This window comes from Rhodococcus erythropolis R138 (assembly GCF_000696675.2).
In the GTDB taxonomy this organism is placed as follows: Bacteria; Actinomycetota; Actinomycetes; order Mycobacteriales; family Mycobacteriaceae; genus Rhodococcus_F; species Rhodococcus_F erythropolis.
Window position 1 is genome coordinate 4,596,011 of record NZ_CP007255.1, and the last position, 15,886, is coordinate 4,611,896.

General features: G+C 63.9%; 15 protein-coding genes. 3 read left to right on the plus strand and 12 right to left on the minus strand.

What is annotated here, in order from left to right; translation table 11 throughout:
• Positions 1-40 precede the first annotated feature (40 nt).
• On the plus strand, positions 41-1,792 hold the full coding sequence (locus H351_RS21055) for an NTP transferase domain-containing protein (protein ID WP_029255053.1): 1,752 nt from the start codon (positions 41-43) through the stop codon (positions 1,790-1,792).
• 5 nt (positions 1,793-1,797) lie between these two features.
• Here the strand turns inward: H351_RS21055 and H351_RS21060 are convergent, their stop codons facing one another.
• Both H351_RS21060 and H351_RS21065 read right to left on the minus strand, forming a co-directional pair.
• Positions 1,798-2,151, minus strand: a complete 354-nt coding sequence (locus tag H351_RS21060) for a hypothetical protein (RefSeq protein WP_019747818.1) — start codon at positions 2,149-2,151, stop codon at positions 1,798-1,800.
• Complete coding sequence (locus H351_RS21065; RefSeq protein ID WP_029255052.1) at positions 2,148-2,726, minus strand: hypothetical protein; 579 nt, start codon at positions 2,724-2,726, stop codon at positions 2,148-2,150. The genes H351_RS21060 and H351_RS21065 overlap by 4 nt, the downstream gene beginning before the upstream one ends.
• An 89-nt stretch (positions 2,727-2,815) precedes the next feature.
• Here H351_RS21065 and H351_RS21070 point away from each other — a divergent pair, with 89 nt between their 5' ends.
• Positions 2,816-3,583, plus strand: coding sequence for an 8-oxoguanine DNA glycosylase OGG fold protein (locus H351_RS21070; RefSeq protein ID WP_003942311.1), 768 nt, complete (start codon positions 2,816-2,818; stop codon positions 3,581-3,583).
• Between the two features lie 19 nt (positions 3,584-3,602).
• Here H351_RS21070 and H351_RS21075 read toward each other — a convergent pair whose 3' ends face one another.
• The 7 genes from H351_RS21075 to H351_RS21105 all read right to left on the minus strand — a co-directional run bounded on the left by H351_RS21075 (position 3,603) and on the right by H351_RS21105 (position 11,919).
• A complete protein-coding gene (locus H351_RS21075) occupies positions 3,603-4,250 on the minus strand; it encodes a maleylpyruvate isomerase family mycothiol-dependent enzyme (RefSeq protein ID WP_029255051.1) in 648 nt (215 codons plus the stop codon).
• Positions 4,195-4,944, minus strand: a complete 750-nt coding sequence (locus H351_RS21080; RefSeq protein ID WP_029255050.1) for a sirohydrochlorin chelatase — start codon at positions 4,942-4,944, stop codon at positions 4,195-4,197. Before H351_RS21080 ends, H351_RS21075 begins: the two co-directional genes overlap by 56 nt.
• Positions 4,931-6,091 (minus strand): uroporphyrinogen-III synthase, encoded by a 1,161-nt coding sequence (locus H351_RS21085; RefSeq protein WP_019747814.1) that lies wholly within the window; start codon positions 6,089-6,091, stop codon positions 4,931-4,933. Before H351_RS21085 ends, H351_RS21080 begins: the two co-directional genes overlap by 14 nt.
• On the minus strand, positions 6,088-6,501 hold the full coding sequence (nirD, locus tag H351_RS21090; RefSeq protein ID WP_019747813.1) for a nitrite reductase small subunit NirD: 414 nt from the start codon (positions 6,499-6,501) through the stop codon (positions 6,088-6,090). Before nirD ends, H351_RS21085 begins: the two co-directional genes overlap by 4 nt.
• 90 nt (positions 6,502-6,591) lie before the next feature.
• Entirely contained in the window at positions 6,592-9,093 is a 2,502-nt protein-coding gene (nirB, locus tag H351_RS21095) for a nitrite reductase large subunit NirB (RefSeq protein WP_029255049.1), read from the minus strand.
• Positions 9,094-9,142: 49 nt separating this feature from the next.
• Positions 9,143-10,543 carry an MFS transporter gene (locus H351_RS21100; RefSeq protein ID WP_085989607.1) on the minus strand — a complete coding sequence of 467 codons (1,401 nt, stop codon included), beginning with the start codon at positions 10,541-10,543 and terminating at the stop codon, positions 9,143-9,145.
• Between the two features lie 113 nt (positions 10,544-10,656).
• Positions 10,657-11,919, minus strand: a complete 1,263-nt coding sequence (locus H351_RS21105) for an MFS transporter (protein WP_019747810.1) — start codon at positions 11,917-11,919, stop codon at positions 10,657-10,659.
• Positions 11,920-12,012: 93 nt separating this feature from the next.
• Here H351_RS21105 and H351_RS21110 point away from each other — a divergent pair, with 93 nt between their 5' ends.
• Positions 12,013-12,693 carry a FadR/GntR family transcriptional regulator gene (locus H351_RS21110; RefSeq protein WP_020907120.1) on the plus strand — a complete coding sequence of 227 codons (681 nt, stop codon included), beginning with the start codon at positions 12,013-12,015 and terminating at the stop codon, positions 12,691-12,693.
• On the opposite strand, the gene H351_RS21115 is transcribed toward H351_RS21110, so the two are convergent.
• From H351_RS21115 to H351_RS21125, 3 genes are read right to left on the minus strand one after another with little or no spacing between them, the layout of a single operon-like run.
• Positions 12,690-13,544, minus strand: a complete 855-nt coding sequence (locus H351_RS21115; RefSeq protein WP_007731227.1) for a TIGR02569 family protein — start codon at positions 13,542-13,544, stop codon at positions 12,690-12,692. The two genes, H351_RS21110 and H351_RS21115, sit on opposite strands and share 4 nt — an antisense overlap.
• 45 nt (positions 13,545-13,589) lie before the next feature.
• The gene (gene moeZ / locus H351_RS21120) at positions 13,590-14,777 is read right to left on the minus strand and encodes an adenylyltransferase/sulfurtransferase MoeZ (protein WP_029255048.1); all 1,188 of its coding nucleotides are present in this window, start codon (positions 14,775-14,777) and stop codon (positions 13,590-13,592) included.
• Between the two features lie 47 nt (positions 14,778-14,824).
• On the minus strand, positions 14,825-15,871 hold the full coding sequence (locus H351_RS21125; RefSeq protein ID WP_153212496.1) for a DUF3152 domain-containing protein: 1,047 nt from the start codon (positions 15,869-15,871) through the stop codon (positions 14,825-14,827).
• Positions 15,872-15,886 lie beyond the last annotated feature (15 nt).

Here is a 15,886-nt window from a genome sequence, read left to right on the forward strand (position 1 = left end):
ACCGGTCGTCCTCACCCCGGCGATGGGGCAGCATGGAGGCATGACCACCACGCCGCCGACTGCCGCCGTCATTCTGGCGGGTGGTCGCGGGACCAGAATGGGTGGTGTCGACAAACCTGGCCTTCTCGTACACGGTCGCAGACTCCTCGACATCGCGCTTTCAGCAACGTCGCATCTCGACGCCGTCGTCGTGGTCGGCCCGCATCGACCTGAACTTGATCCTGGAATCGCCCAAACTCAGGAATCTCCGGCCGGAGCCGGCCCTGTCGAGGCGATCTGGGCCGGGTTGTCTGCGACCCGGTTACCCGATAACGCCGTGGTGGTGGTGCTGGCGTCCGACCTGCCGCACATCGAGGCCGAATCAGTCGACGCCTTGATCGCTGCCACGTCGACGGACAATCCGGTGACGTGTGCCGTGGACGAGAACAACCGAACCCAATTCCTGTTCTCCGCATGGACATTTCGCGAACTCCGGCAACGCCTGTCCACATTGCGGGAGAGTTCGGGGCTCGAGAACCAACCTATGAAAGCGATTGTCACCGAGCCGTTCTCGACGCTGAGTGTCGCTGGTACGACCGACTGCGACACACCGGAAGACATCGATCGCGCGCGAAGCCATCCGCGGCTGACGATCGATCAAGCCCGCGCCGCCGTCAGGAACTCGCTGACAGCATTGCCGCCGCACCGTGCCGATCTCGCCGACAGCCTCGGAGCAACGCTCGCGCAGCCTCTGGTCGCCCTGGGTGATCTTCCCAGGTCAGACGTTTCGGCGATGGACGGGTACGCGGTCTCCGGCGAGGGTCCCTGGCGAATCCGCACCGAGATCCGCATCGCGGGCGCCGACGGGCAACTCGAACTCGGCGAAGGTGAAGCGATTCGCATTGCCACGGGAGCACACCTGCCCCTCGGCGCCACCTCGGTAATTCGTGACGAGTATCTGTCCGTCGACGAGCCATCTCGGATGGTACGGAGACTGCCGGATTCGCCGCACCGCAACGACGCTCGACCACGAGGGGAAGATTGGACCACCGGATTCACGATCGCCCCGACAGGTACCGCGGTGACTCCGGCGGTGATCTCCGCAGCTGCCAGCGGTGAAGTGTTCGACGCCCTCGTCCGTGGTCCGGTACGGGCACGCCTGATAGTCACCGGCGACGAGATCCGGCGGACCGGTCCACTGCGTGAAGGTCAGACTCGCGACTCCGTCGGCGGGATTCTCCCCTACCTACTGGAAAGCAACGGCGTACGGTGCGTGGCGAATTCGCACCTGCGAGACACTGCGGACAGTTTCGAGCGGGTGCTCGCAGACGGAGTCGACCAGGAAGCCGATCTACTCGTCGTCATCGGTGCGACGGGAGGCGGCGCTGCCGACGAAATGCGCAGTGCGCTCGATCGACTCGGCGCTCGCACGATTGTCGGGCGAGTCGCCTCGCGCCCCGGCGGATCTCAGATAACGGCCGTCCTGCCCAGTGGTCTGGTGGTTCTCGGCCTCCCCGGCAATCCGTATGCCGCCGTGACCACCCTGTTGACGATGCTGCCCACCGTCGTGGCCGCCCTGACCGGAAGCGACACGCCGCCGCCACTGCTCGGCATCATCGAGAACGCCGCTGCGGTGAGTTCCGATGCGGTACGCCTGTTGCCGGTGACACAATCCGAAGACGGTCGCTGGCGCGCCGATCCGTCTGTACGTACCGCGCACCTTGCGGGGTTGATCGAACGCTCGGCGTTTGCACTCGTACCGGCACACTCCGACGACGGCGCCGTCGCCGAATTGGTCGTCCTCCCACGCTGATCGGGTCAGCGGTTTCGGCGCCTGCGCCGGCCGACGTCCGCCAGCACGATCACGCCGACCACGATCGCGAGCACCAGCGAATACACGCCCCACAGCACCAAGAACGGCAGCAGCCAGCCGGCATCAACGGTCTGACCGCGCGGTCCGACGCAGTACAGCGTGAAATTGGTGGACGTACCGTCGCCGTCGGTAAAGGAATCCGAGACGACCATCGCGCTCGATGTCGGTTCTTCACAGAAGATCGGTGCCAAGTGCGCGACCTGGCCGGGCCAGATCACCGAAGACAGCAGTGCGGCAAAGATTCCCACGACCACGATCACCGCTACCGAGATCAGTAACGGAGCGATTCGGCGGCTCACAGCGGCTGCACCAGAAAGGGAGTTCCGTCAGGCTCGAAGACCACAAGTACTCGCGAGCGTGGGGATTCCACCATCACGGAGGCGTGTATCGACTCGGTGCGACTGACCGAGATCCCGGAGACTTCGCCGTCGTCGACTCCGCTGCTCGCCAGCGCGTCGTCGACCAACTTCTCGACATTCGCCAATGCCGGCACTTGATCCAGCGTGAACGATCGCGCATCGAGATCGTCGGTGACACTGACTTGCACGGGGATGGGCTCGCCGAGAATGACGCCGTCGAAAGAGAATCTGTCGAGCTGTGACGGCTTCCCGGGGTCACGAACGGTGACCCCGAGCGTCTCGATCGGGCTGATGTCGATGCTGGTCACCGATATCGCGTCGACGCCGTATCTATGTGCGAGGCTGTCGAACCCGCCTCGCACCAACTCCGACGTCATCCCACCGCCACGTTCGCGCATCTGGTTGTCGAAATCCATCCGATCGACGGCACCGATGCATCCGCTCAGACCCGTGGCCGTCAAGGCGATGGCTACCGTCCACAGCGCCGGCCGCACCTGCGAGGACGCCAATTTCATGAGCGGAGCGTACCGCGAGTGTCCGGTTCCATCTCGGTGACCTGCGCGTCGGACGAATTCCTGTCGGCGACTCGTGGGATCATCGCGCCATGAATCGTGTCGACGAAGGATTCGAACCGCCGGACGCATTGGTCGAGTGGTGCCGCTCCCGCACCTTTCCACTGCACGTCCTCGACGACGAAGCGACCGTCGACCTGGATTGGTGGAACGCGCACCTGAAGGACGCCGGCCACACCATCAGCCTGCGCGGGCGTGACCTCGACGGCAAAGTGATCACCGAAGGCCGAGCCATCGTTCAACGCAACGACCTTCGCCCGTCGAGCGACCTCGTTGTCGCCCAGCACGACGGCCTCGGACTGCTCTTTCTCTGCGCGGCCTGGCAGGGCTCGCACGAAAGCAGACGGTTCACGCGGCGGTTCCCCAACGTCTTCAATCCGCATCACCGCGAAGACGAGGATCCGCTGACCCAGATCACAGCCATTCTCGATCACTGTTCGAAAAACAAGTCGATGCCGGTCGTGCGGCGCGACACCTGGTCCGGGTGGCCACTCACGCCCGGCGTGGGGGTATCACTCATGGCCGCTTTCATGTGGGCGGTGGGCGTACAGGACGAAGGCCGACGCGCTCAGATGATCGATCAGTACGGCGTCTCGACACTCATCCACGAGGGCTGGCTCGAGGATCCTTCCGTCACGGGCTTCACGACGCGTCGCTACCGCCGGTACTGCGAACTGCTCGACAGTTGGGCCTATGCCGCCGGCACCCAACCCGAGATCGTCGAGATGTGGTTGGTGAAACGGTGGAGTGCGCGGTTGGCCCAAGCACGCAACGACGTCAGCGCCCCCACCCTGTTCTAACTCTCAGAAAGGCCGTGTCTCAGAAAGGCCAGGCAGGGAGGGTAGGCAGCCCCACCCTCGTCGGCCTCCCGACCAACCAGGCCAAGGTCTCCGCATCCGACAGCGAAGGAACACGTACACCCGGGACCGCTGTCTCCAGTGCGCCCAACTGACGGGCGAGAGTGAATTCCACGAACTCGGCAGGCCAGTCGTGGCAGGTGTAGCCGATGTCGAGGTCCATCAGGTGAATCTCGATCTCGTTCCAGCGCAGAATCGGCAGATCGAATGCCGTCACAGGTTTGCGCCACGGCACCGGCGTGTCCAGTCGATCTGCCTGGATCTCGCACAACGCGTCGACCAGTCTCGTTCCCGAGAAGCGGTAGTCGAGAGCCAACAACTCAGCCGGGCGATCTGCACCTTCCTCGATTGCAGCATTGCGCGCGTCCGGTCCCCCGGGATACATCTCCCCCGATTCGCCGCCCTGCACTCCGGCAACAAATCTGCCCAGCGCGTCGGCGTTGCGCGACATGTGCGTCACGACGTGTCCCCGACTCCACCCGGGGAGCCCGGAGGGCTCCCGCGCCTGCTCTTCGGTCAGTCCGCCGATGAGAGCCTGTGCCTTGACGTCGGAATCACGAACTGCGGCGACCAGGTCGGCATACGTCGGCGTTACGGAGTGAGACGTCATGCAGCGATACTAGTTCCCTTCGCGCACTCTCATACCGATTCACGACAAGGTCCACCACTCCCGGATCGACGCCGAGCGGTTCGGTCACACCATCGGCTCCTGCAGCGTGCAATCTTTCGTGAAACAGTCCGTGTGCGAGGAGGTACGAGGCAACGAACACTCGCTTCGCGCCGCGAACGCGTGCTGCTGCAACAACATCGGCTACCTTCGGTTCCCCGGTCGCGATGTATCCGATGTCCACCCGGACCCCCGCCGCTTCGGCGAGCATCAGCGCAGCACGCTCGACGTCTCGCAGCGCCCGCGCATCGGAGGACCCGGCAGCAGCAAGCACTATCGCGTCGCCCGGATTCCACCCCGCTTCGGTCAAGCGTCGGAGCAGCACGCGCGCAAGCGCCGGATCGGGTCCGAGTGCGGGCGTCACAGTCACAGCCGAGTGCCCACTGATCGCCACTTCGCGTCGAACATCGGTGTGAACGTGGTAGCCGGACGCCAGGAAGGCCGGTACGAGAATCGCTCGCCCCGGAGTGTCCCGGAGGACTTCAGAAGGTGACGGACCGAGCACGTCGACAAAGGCAACGCGCGTGCGCCCGACGCGCGTGCCGACGGCTTCGGCAAGGGCAGCAACCATTTCCACGCCACGTGGGCTACGCGTGCCGTGAGCTACCAGTACGAGTACATCGTCATCGCGTTGCATAGTCACCTGGATTCTGTACGTAGTCGCCGGGGTCGAGGGCAAGTCGATAGCCCCGCTTGACCACGGTCTGAACGGCTTTGGGCGCACCGAGGCACGCGCGCAATCGGGCGACGGCGGTCTCGACGGCATGGGTGTCGCCGCCGCCACCGGGAAGAGAAGCCAGAAGTTCGTCGCGGGAGACGACTCGACCGGGGCTGGCACCGAGAGTGCGGATCAACGACATCGCAGCCGGCGGCAATTGCTTCACTTCACCGTCCACGACAACGCAACCGCCGCGGATGCTGATTTCGTGTTCACCGGCTTGAATCTTGTTGGCTCGCTGCGGGAGTTCGTCGACGATGTGTCGCGCGAGCGCCCCGAGACGCGCCCGCGCCGGGGCTGTGGTCGGTACATTCAAGGCTTCGAGCGGCGCCGAGGTGACCGGGCCGACGCACATTGCCGCCACCGGACCCCGCATCGCGTCGAGAATGTCGCCGAGATCCCCGGTCTTGTCGGCGCGCATCAACATCGACGCAACGGCCGGTGCACTGGTGAAGCTGACGGCGTCGATTCCAGCTGAAGCGATGGCGTCGATCATCCGGTCGAGCAGCGTCGGATCCTCCGGCGGCTCCCATCGATAGACAGGGACCGCGATGACCTCGGCGCCCGCGTCGCGCAGCACCTGACAGAAATCGGGAATCGGCTCCCACTCGGTAGTGGCGCCGTGCAGTTGAACGGCGATTCTTTTTCCCGAGACACCTTCTGCAAGAAGATGTTCGAGCACTTCGGCGGAAGACTCGGATGCCGGAGACCATTCTTCACGAAGGTCGGCCGCGCGGATTGCCCCTTTCGCCTTGGGTCCGCGCGCGAGCAGACGAGCCGAGCCCAACGCGGATCCGAGATTTTCCGCCTCACCCCACCCGTCGGCTGCTTCCAGCCAACCCCGGAATCCGATCCCGGTGGTGGCGACAACCACCTCGGGAGGATCCGAGATGATCTGCTGTGTCACCCTTTCGAGCTCGCGGTCGTCGGCGAGAGGGATGATCCGAATCGCCGGAGCGTGAACGACGTCCGCTCCCCGACGAGTCAGCAACGTCGCGAATTCCTCCGCGCGGCGCGAAGCGGTGATACCTACCGTGAATCCAGCCAACGGCATGTCGTCACTCACGAGACTGCATCGGCGACAGTCGAGCGAACGCCCTGCATCTGAAGGCTGTGTACCTGAACGACGCCTGCCCACACGCGAACTCCGTATACCGGCAGCGCGACCGCGGAGTCGTCCAGCGCTCGGCCGTCGACCAGCGAGAACGCCTGCTTGAGCAGCGGCGAGACCACGATCGGTTCACCGTCCCGGTCGCCGACGAGTCCGCGTGACATCACCGCGGCGCGGCCGTACGGATCGAAGTTGCTGACAGCCCGCAGTGTGCCGTCCTCTAGCAGGAACAGCGCCACCTGCTCGCCGCCGCGAAGAAGCACGGCGACCCCGCGTCCAGGGATCAGATGGCTCAGCGGGCAGGCCGACGTCCATTCGAGTCGATCCGAATCCAGCTTGGCGATCTGCGCATCGATGACACTCATCGAAGTCCTCCTGTCGATCCGGCGACAACGTCGCGCGGGTTCTTGTCTACGTTTCTACGGACCCCGTGTTTCCCACGGGTTACGCGACTATTACCGGCGCGTAGGGATGCTCGGCATACCCATCAGGACTGGAACCTTGCGCACTCCGGTCTCGTCGAACACAACCGTCGGGTCGGCTTCTTCCGGTGCATTCACAAATGAGACGAACCTCGACAGCTTCTCCGGATCACCCAGCACACCAGCCCATTCGTCCTGGTAGCCCTCGACGTGCTTGGCCATCAGAGCCTCGAGTTCTTCGCCGATTCCCAGGCTGTCTTCACAAATCACAGCCTTGAGGTGATCGAGTCCGCCTTCGAGTGATTCGACCCACGGCGCCGTGCGCTGCAGGCGATCGGCGGTGCGGATGTAGAACATGAGGTAGCGGTCGATGTACTTGACCAAGGTTGCGTCGTCGAGGCCTCCGGCAAGCAGCTGAGCGTGTTTGGGCGACTGTCCGCCGTTGCCGCCCACATACAGATTCCAACCGTTCTCCGTCGCGATGACGCCGACGTCCTTGCCACGCGCTTCGGCGCATTCACGAGCACATCCCGAGACGCCGAACTTGATCTTGTGCGGCGAACGCAGGCCGCGGTAGCGGTTCTCGAGGTCGACGGCCATTCCCACCGAGTCCTGAACGCCGTAGCGGCACCAGCTCGAACCGACGCAGCTCTTGACCGTCCGCAGGGACTTGCCGTACGCCTGACCCGATTCCATCCCGGCGTCGACGAGACGCTTCCAGATCGCGGGCAACTGTTCGACACGAGCCCCGAACAAGTCGATGCGCTGACCGCCGGTCACCTTCGTGTACAAGCCGAAATCACGCGCCACCTCACCGATGACGATGAGCTGCTCACCCGTGACCTCGCCGCCAGGCATACGAGGTACCACGGAGTACGTACCGTTCTTCTGGATGTTCGCGAGGAAGTGATCGTTGGTGTCCTGCAACGACGCCTGCTGGCGGTGCAGGATGTGATCGGAGTCCGTCGATGCCAGAATCGAAGCGACTACGGGCTTGCAGATGTCGCAACCGGCGCCCTTGCCGTACTTGGCGATCAGCGCCGAGAAGGTTCTGGTCTGCGTCGACTGCACGATCTGGAACAACTCGGCCCGCGATTGCGCAAAATGCTCGCACAGTGCCTTCGACATCACGACGCCGGAATCGGCCAGCAGCTGCTTCACAGTGGGAAGGCAACCGCCACAGGTGGTTCCGGCGCTGGTGCACGCCTTCACCGAAGCAATGTCGCATGCGCCGGCCGCGATTGCGCCGCAGATGGCTCCCTTGGTCACCGCGTTGCACGAGCACACCTCGGCATCGTCGGGCAGCGAGCCTGCACCCGGCTTCTCCCCCGCAGGCGAGATCAATGTCGCCGGGTCACCGGGTAGTTCGCGACCGACCAGCGGGCGCAGTGACGCGTAGGCCGACGCGTCACCGACAAGAATGCCGCCGAGCAGGATCTTCGCATCATCTGAGACCACGAGCTTCGCGTACGTCCCCTTGGACGCGTCGCTGAGGACAACTTCGAGAGCGCCCGGTGAGGTCGCCATCGCGTCACCGAAACTGGCGACGTCGACGCCCATGAGCTTGAGCTTGGTGGACATGTCGGCGCCCGGGAAATCCGCGGCGCCGCCGAGCAGACGATCGGCCACGATCTCGGCCGTCGTGTAGCCGGGAGCAACCAGACCGTAGCAACGGCCCTCCACCGCAGCACATTCTCCGACGGCATATATGTTCTCGTCCGAAGTCACGCAGCCGAGGTCGGTCAGGATGCCGCCGCGCTCCCCCACTGCGATGCCGGCGTCGCGGGCCAGCTGATCTCGCGGACGAACTCCGGCGGAGAAGACGAGCAGCGACGCGTCGATGGTGGAGCCGTCGGAGAGTTCGACCACAATTCCGTTGTCGGCCTGCGAGATTCCCGCCGTCCCGACTCCGGCGTGAACGGTGAGACCGAGTTCGGTGACGAGGCGAGCGAGCAGTGCGCCGCCGCCCTCGTCGACCTGCATCGGCATCAATCGCGCATTGTGTTCGACGACGTGTGCCGTCATTCCCATGAGCGAGAGAGCATTTGCGGCCTCGAGTCCGAGAAGACCGCCGCCCACCACGACGCCGACAGCGCCAGGACCCGCCTTCTCGGCGGCGGCCCGGATACCGTCGAGGTCGTCGAGGGTGCGGTAGACAAAACATCCGTCGCCGTCGTGCCCCGGTACGGGAGGCACGAACGGATACGAACCGGTCGCCATCACCAGAGCGTCGTAGGAGATCGTCTCGCCGGTTGTCGTCGTGACCGTGCGTGCATCTTTGTCGATCGAGAGCGCGCCTTCCCCCACTCGGAGATCGACCAGGCTGTCGCCGACGTAATCGTTGCCGGCCAGTGCCAATTCCTTGGGGTCCCACGCTCCGACGTACGAGGACAGCCCGACTCGGTCGTACGCTGCGTACTGCTCGTCGCAGAGTACGGTCACCGACCAGTTGTTCGCTTCGTCGCGCGAACGCAGTGCCTCGACGAATCGGTGTCCGACCATTCCGTGTCCGATGACAACAACCGACTTGCTCATGACGCCTACTTCCTGAGGTACGAGATAGTTCTGAGATTCTGCGGACCGCTCACGCCGTGACTGCGACCTTCGCCTCGTCGACGTCTGTGGTCAGCGTCGACGGCTTGCGCAGGAAGACGAACCAGGTGACTGCGATGCAGGCGATGTAGAAGGCCAGGAACACCCAGAAGGCCATGGTCGCCGACTTCGCGGGGCTGCTGTACGACGCGCGCAGCACCAGGTTGATGCCGACGCCGCCCAAACCGCCTACCGCACCGGCAAATCCGATGAGAGCACCGGAGATACTGCGCGACCACGTTGCCTTCTCGCTTCGATCCATGTGGTCGAAGCTCTGAGCCTTCGCCTCGAAGATCGCCGGGATCATCTTGTAAACGGATCCGTTTCCGATGCCGGAGAGCAGGAACAGGGCGATGAATCCGAGAACGAAGGTCACCATGATTCCGGCGCTGGCGACGCCCGCGGTGTTGTCGTCCATCGTTCCGGCCGTCACGAGAATCGATGCAGCGAATGCCATGGCGACAAACGTCCACATGGTGATCTTGCCGCCGCCGATCCGGTCGGCCAGTTTGCCGCCGAGGGGCCGGGCGATCGAACCGAGGAGAGGACCGATGAAGGCGATCTGTGCTGCATGCAGCGCGGCCGCGGCCGGAGTGGCACCGCCGGCGAGGAAGTTGATCTGCAGAACCTGACCGAAGGCGAAGCTGAATCCGATGAAGGAACCGAACGTACCGATGTACAGGAAGCTGATCACCCACGACTCGGAGAACTTGAGTGCCTTGGCCATCGAGCGCAGGTCCGACTTCTGGTTGCCCAGGTTGTCCATGAACAGCGCGGCACCGACGGCAGCGGCGGCAATGAACACGAGATAGACAGCACACACGATCCACGGAGCACGGTTACCGACGGTGGCGATCACCAGCAGACCGATCAGCTGGATCATCGGCACACCGATGTTGCCGCCGCCGGCATTGAGACCGAGCGCCCACCCCTTGAGGCGTTGCGGGTAGAAGGCATTGATGTTGGTCATCGACGACGCGAAGTTGCCGCCGCCGATACCTGCAGTGGCCGCTACCAACATGAACGTGGTGTACGACGCACCCGGGTTCATCATCAGGTAGAGCGTGAGAAGTGTTGGTACGAAGAGGAACAGCGCACTCATGACGGTCCAGTTGCGACCACCGAACCGTGCGGTGGCAACCGTGTATGGAATGCGGAGGACCGACCCGACAAGTGTGGGCACTGCGACGAGGAAGAACTTTCCGGCCGCGTCGATGCCGTAGATATCCGTCGGCATGAACAACACCATCACGGACCAGATCGACCAGATCGAGAAGCCGACGTGTTCGGCTACCACTGACCAGATCAGGTTCCGCTTCGCGATGTCCTTGCCGCCGGATTCCCAGGCGTCGACGTCCTCTGCATCCCAATGCTCGATGTAATGACTCACCAGGGCCTCCTGAATATGTTGGAGACCCAAAGGTAGAAAACGGTTATTGCGCCGGTGCTGCGTGCGATGACCGCGAAGTCAATTGATCCTCACCCGGTAACAAGACCGGGTGTGAGCTAGTTTTTCGCAGGTGCGTGCCAGGAATCCTCGAGCATCCGAGGCTTGCATGCCTGATAGGCGCCCAGGAGCACCACGATCACCGCGACGACGAGCAGGCCGAACGGCGCAGCGTATCCACCGGACACGTCGTGGAAAACGCCGAACAGGAGCGGACCGAGGCAGGCAACGGAGTAGCCGATGCCCTGGGTGAAGCCGGACAGTGCCGAGGAACCGATGTGCGAACGAGTACGCAGGTTGATCAGCGTGAGCGACATCGGGAACGTGCTCGGACCGAGGCCCAGGACGACAACCCACACGACCGGCGCCGCCATCGGGGCAAAGTACAGCCCGCCCATGCCGACCAGGTAGCAGACGGCACACGCAATCACGACAGGGAAAGGATTGGCCATGCGGGCGCACAGGGTCGGCGCACCGAACGCCGCGACGAGCCCGATCACCGAGAACATTCCGACCATCGTTCCGCCGAACGCATCACTGGCTCCGGCGTCACGAAGGATCGAGGGAATCCACGTGAACATCGAATACGTGATCAGTGAGGTCATGCCGAACATGCCGGCCATCCCCCAGGCCACGGGAGAACGCCAGACCTGACCGCGTGGCTGTTCTGCCACTGCCGCAACCGAATCCGATGCATTCTCGACGGACCCGGCTTCGTTCGCGCGAGCCTTGCGCGAGCGAGCGAGGGTGATCAACCACGGCACGGCTGCGGCGAAGCCGAAGGCGGACCACCAGCCGATCGAGAACCTCCACCCGAAGGCGTCGGCAACCGGGACTGCGACGAACGCCGGAACGATGGTGCCGATCTGCACGGCCACGATGTAGACCGAACTCATGGTGGCGAGGCGATCCGAGAAGTACCGCTTGACCAACGGTGGGATCACGACATTGCCGATTCCCATGCCTGCCAGTGCCAGAGCCGAGAGGGCCAGCAACGACCATGTCTGAGACATCATGGCGCGCAACAGCATTCCGACGCCGGCCATGAGCATCGCGACGAGGGCCGTTCGCTCGAGCCCGATACGTTTCGCGATGGCGGGAGTGATGAGACCGAAGATGGCGAACATTGCGGTCGGAACCATGCCGAAGACACCGACGATCGAGGCGGAGAAGCCGATCTCGTCGCGAATCTCGGCCGCCAAGGGCGAGAACGAGGTCACCGCAAGTCGAAGTACGAGCGCAGACATCGCAATCGCAGCGAAGACGAGCACACGGCCTTGTATCAACGAGCGGGTTTCGGTTCTCTCCAGTTGAGCAGTCACCGGGAAATCATAGGATGACCGGACGAACTCGCACAAGCGCGGTATTCTAACGTCACATTCACACCACTTACCCGGACCCGAGGAAACAACCACGTGCAACCCGTTCGACGCGCAAGTCTCATCTCGCAGGTCACCGAACAACTCCGCAACGAGATCCGGAGCGGAACCTGGCCGATCGGTTCCAAAATCCCCACCGAACCGGAACTGTCGGAGCTGACCGGGACCGGTCGCAATACCGTGCGCGAGGCGGTCCAGGCGCTCGTTCACGCCGGAATGCTGGAACGTCGTCAGGGATCGGGCACCTACGTCGTTGCTGTCTCCGACCTCGGTGGCACTCTCGGCAACTACTTTGCCGGCGCCCACCAGCGGGATGTACTCGAACTTCGGCGCGCACTCGACATCACCGCGGCCACCCTCGCCGCCGCACGGCGAACCGAAGACGACATCGCCGAACTGACGCGACTACTCGAGCTTCGCACCGCGTCATGGGAGGGTCAGGACATCGACGCTGCCACCACCGCGGACGTCGCCCTGCACCGAGCAATCGTCGCGGCCAGCCACAACGAGGTCTACCTGGAGTTCTACGACTCCCTGCTCCCGGTCATCGAGACCACGATCCAACAGCACATCGATGCAACCGGCGAAGGGTTCCACTCGCAGCACGCGAACCTCGTCAACGCTGTCGTCGACGGAAACACCGTGGCCGCCTCGAACGCCGCACGCGAGCTGTTCGAGGGCCTGGTCTCGGACTTCGGTACCGGCGCCCCGATCTAGAGCAGCAAGCGCACGATGTCGGAAGTACGGGCCAACCCCGGGAACGCGTCCGCCGTCGAGCGCGGATGCAGAACATGAACTGCCAAGCGGAACATCACCGCACGTAGAAGCATCTGCGGCCACTCGGGGAGATCTTCCCACCGGCCGACCAGTGCCTCGTCGGCACCGCCCCACGAGATCGCGTCGACCACAGCGACGGCGGCGGCCCACGCAGCCGGTCGCCAATACGGCGTGATGTCGGTGATTCCGGGGGCCATACTGCCCGAGAACAGCACCGTCCCGAACAGATCGCCGTGCACGAGCTGGTCCGGGCTCTGCACCGGCTTCCGCAAAGTAGCGAGCCCGGCAATCAGTTCCAGACTTTTGCGACCGTCCGGAGTGGGCGTCTCGAGTTGCTCGACGCCCTTCGCGATCCTCAGCGGAACCGTTTCCCATGCCGCGCGATCAGCGGCGACGAATACGTCGACCTCGGCCCACGGCGGCACCGGCGGTTGTGCAAGGAAGCGCGGGCGCTCGAGCGAGGCCGTCGCCGCATGCAGTCGGCAGGACATCGAGACCACTTCGTCGTGACGTGGTTCCGGCGATCCGACGATGAATGTGTCAGCGCGCCAGCCCGAGACGACGTAACGACCGTCAGTCGAACGCACCGGTCGAGCCAGCCGAACGCCGTCGACTTCGAGGTTCTCTCGCACCTTCGCCGACCACGCTGCGCGGGCATGATCCGCGACTGCTGAAAGGACGACGTCTCCACACAGCCACCCGCCGTCCCAATCCGCACCGAGTGGGATGGGATCGACTTCACGGAGGCCGAAGGTGGAGCACACGTGCTGGGGAGGTTGGCCTGTGCTCACACCCCAACGCTACCGGTGCGCGGCGCCGCCTCCCGCGAGGCGCGCCTAGTAGACCGGCAGACTCGCATCCACCTGGTTCGCCCAGGCGATCGCGCCGCCTTGAACATGAACTGCGTCGGAGAAACCGGCGTTCTTGAGAAAGGCCAGTGCCTCGGCCGAACGAATGCCGGTTTTGCAGTACAGAACTATCTGCTTGTTCTGCGGCAACGTCGCCAGAGCTTCACCGGAAAGGATGCGGTCCTTCGGGATCAGCACCGCCCCCGGCAGATGCATGATGTCCCATTCAACCGGTTCTCGTACGTCTACCAGCTCGATCGATCGTCCCTCGCCGATCATGGCGTCCAGCTCCGGCGCCGTGATCGTCGAGCCGACAGCAGCAGCGCTCGCCTCTTCGGACACGACGCCGCAGAACGCGTCGTAGTCGATCAAGGCGGTGACCGGCACGCGGGTCGGATCACGCTGAAGGCGGATCGTCCGGAACGTCATCGCAAGAGCGTCGTAGATCATCAGGCGCCCGAGAAGCGGTTCGCCGATCCCCGTGATGAGCTTGACCGCCTCGGTCGCCATGATCGAACCGACGGTCGCAGGCAGGACTCCGAGAACACCGCCCTCGGCGCACGAGGGGACCATGCCGGGCGGCGGCGCCTCCGGGTAAAGATCGCGATAATTCAGTCCCGCGCCGTCCGGGGCGTCTTCCCAGAAGACCGAGACCTGCCCTTCGAAGCGGTAGATCGAGCCCCACACGTACGGCTTTCCGGCGATGACGGCGGCATCGTTGACGAGGTACCGCGTCGCGAAGTTGTCCGTACCGTCCAGGATCAGGTCGTACTCCGAGAACAGTTCGACCGCGTTGGAGTTGTCCAGGCGGAATTCGTGCAACCGGACGTCGACGTGCTCGTTTATCTCGAGAATCGACTCCTTCGCGCTGACCGCCTTCGGGCGTCCGACGTCGGAGCGTCCGTGAATCACCTGACGCTGCAGGTTCGACATGTCGACCTCGTCGAACTCGACGATCCCGATGGTGCCCACTCCTGCGGCCGCGAGATAGAGCAGTGCAGGCGAACCCAATCCACCGGCGCCGATGAACAGGACTCGCGCATTCTTGAGCCGCTTCTGGCCGGTCACGCCCACGTTCGGGATGATCAGGTGCCGGCTGTATCTGGCAACTTCCTCCCGGCTCAACTCGGCTGCCGGCTCCACCAGTGGTGGCAATACGACGGGTGTTGCAGACACCGCGAAACACTCCTAGTTCAAGACGAGATCAGGGATTCTCGATCCGGTCACGCTCGAGGGTACGGCCACGGATTGAAGCGGCACGTGAGTCCGTTCATCGGAACGACGCCCTCGGGATCAAGCCTAGCGATGTCGTTGTTCGCGGTTCCGAAGGTCTGCTGCATCATGATCGGTGCGAGTCCGCCTTCGGTCTCGCACGGCTGATGAGCGGCGTATCCGATGGCATGGCCGACCTCGTGATTGATCTGATACTGCCGATACGAGCCGATGTCACCCTGGAACGAAATGGCGCCTCGCACCCATCGCGGTTCGTTGAGCAGGACTCGGTCCATGCTCGGGTTGTAGCAGGATCCTTCGAGTTCGATCTCGTATCCGCAGCCTTCACGGATAGTCATCTGCGAGGTCAAGGAGATCCGGAAGTCCGGCTCGCCCGCGTCGACGCGCCGGAACGCGACCTTGGGATCATTGGTCCAACTCTTCGGATTTGCCAGCGTCTGATCGACCATGCGTCCGTACGATTCGTCACCGCCGAAACCGGTCGTGTCGACGCCGTCCTCGATCTCGACCGTGTACGTGAACTCGCGTTCGGTTCCCTGTCCGACCTTGCCCGTCGTACCCGGTACGACGTGCCACGTTCCGCCGCCCGCGACGGTGAACGGACCACCGTCGGGGAGAGCGCCGGACGGTATCGACGACGCAAAGGTTCCGTCTCCGGCCGGCGGCGCACCGATGACGTCGGTTCCGTCGGTGCTGTGTGCGAGGTCGGCAGTAGCCGACGTCTTGCTCGCGGTGTCTGTGGCGTCCGGACGTACTGCGTCGACGATCACAAGGATGGTGAGCACCACGAGAACCGGAATCGCGTAGGCCCGCCAACCGTAGGTCGAGACGAAGCGCCCGAGCTTGCTCTGCTTTCGCGCTGCCCGGTCGGGCCGCGGATTACGCGGGGTTCGGCCCACTTCTCGTTTGGTCGGATCCCATTGGGCACGCAAGGGCTGATGGGAGGAAATGCCGCGATAGTCGCGTTCGCCGTAGGCACGATCATCCGGCACCTCTGGCCGACGTTCGTCGCGGGGCGCTCCAGTTCCGCTACGCATTCGACGTTCCTCACG

Excerpts from the sequence above, each read along its gene's own strand:
- H351_RS21055 (WP_029255053.1), top strand. The coding sequence starts at position 41 with ATGACCACCACGCCGCCGACTGCCGCCGTCATTCTGGCGGGTGGTCGC.
- H351_RS21070 (WP_003942311.1), top strand. The coding sequence starts at position 2,816 with ATGAATCGTGTCGACGAAGGATTCGAACCGCCGGACGCATTGGTCGAG.
- nirB (WP_029255049.1), bottom strand. The coding sequence starts at position 9,093 with ATGAGCAAGTCGGTTGTTGTCATCGGACACGGAATGGTCGGACACCGA.
- H351_RS21075 (WP_029255051.1), bottom strand. The coding sequence starts at position 4,250 with ATGACGTCTCACTCCGTAACGCCGACGTATGCCGACCTGGTCGCCGCA.
- nirD (WP_019747813.1), bottom strand. The coding sequence starts at position 6,501 with ATGAGTGTCATCGATGCGCAGATCGCCAAGCTGGATTCGGATCGACTC.
- H351_RS21080 (WP_029255050.1), bottom strand. The coding sequence starts at position 4,944 with ATGCAACGCGATGACGATGTACTCGTACTGGTAGCTCACGGCACGCGT.
- H351_RS21125 (WP_153212496.1), bottom strand. The coding sequence starts at position 15,871 with ATGCGTAGCGGAACTGGAGCGCCCCGCGACGAACGTCGGCCAGAGGTG.
- H351_RS21065 (WP_029255052.1), bottom strand. The coding sequence starts at position 2,726 with ATGAAATTGGCGTCCTCGCAGGTGCGGCCGGCGCTGTGGACGGTAGCC.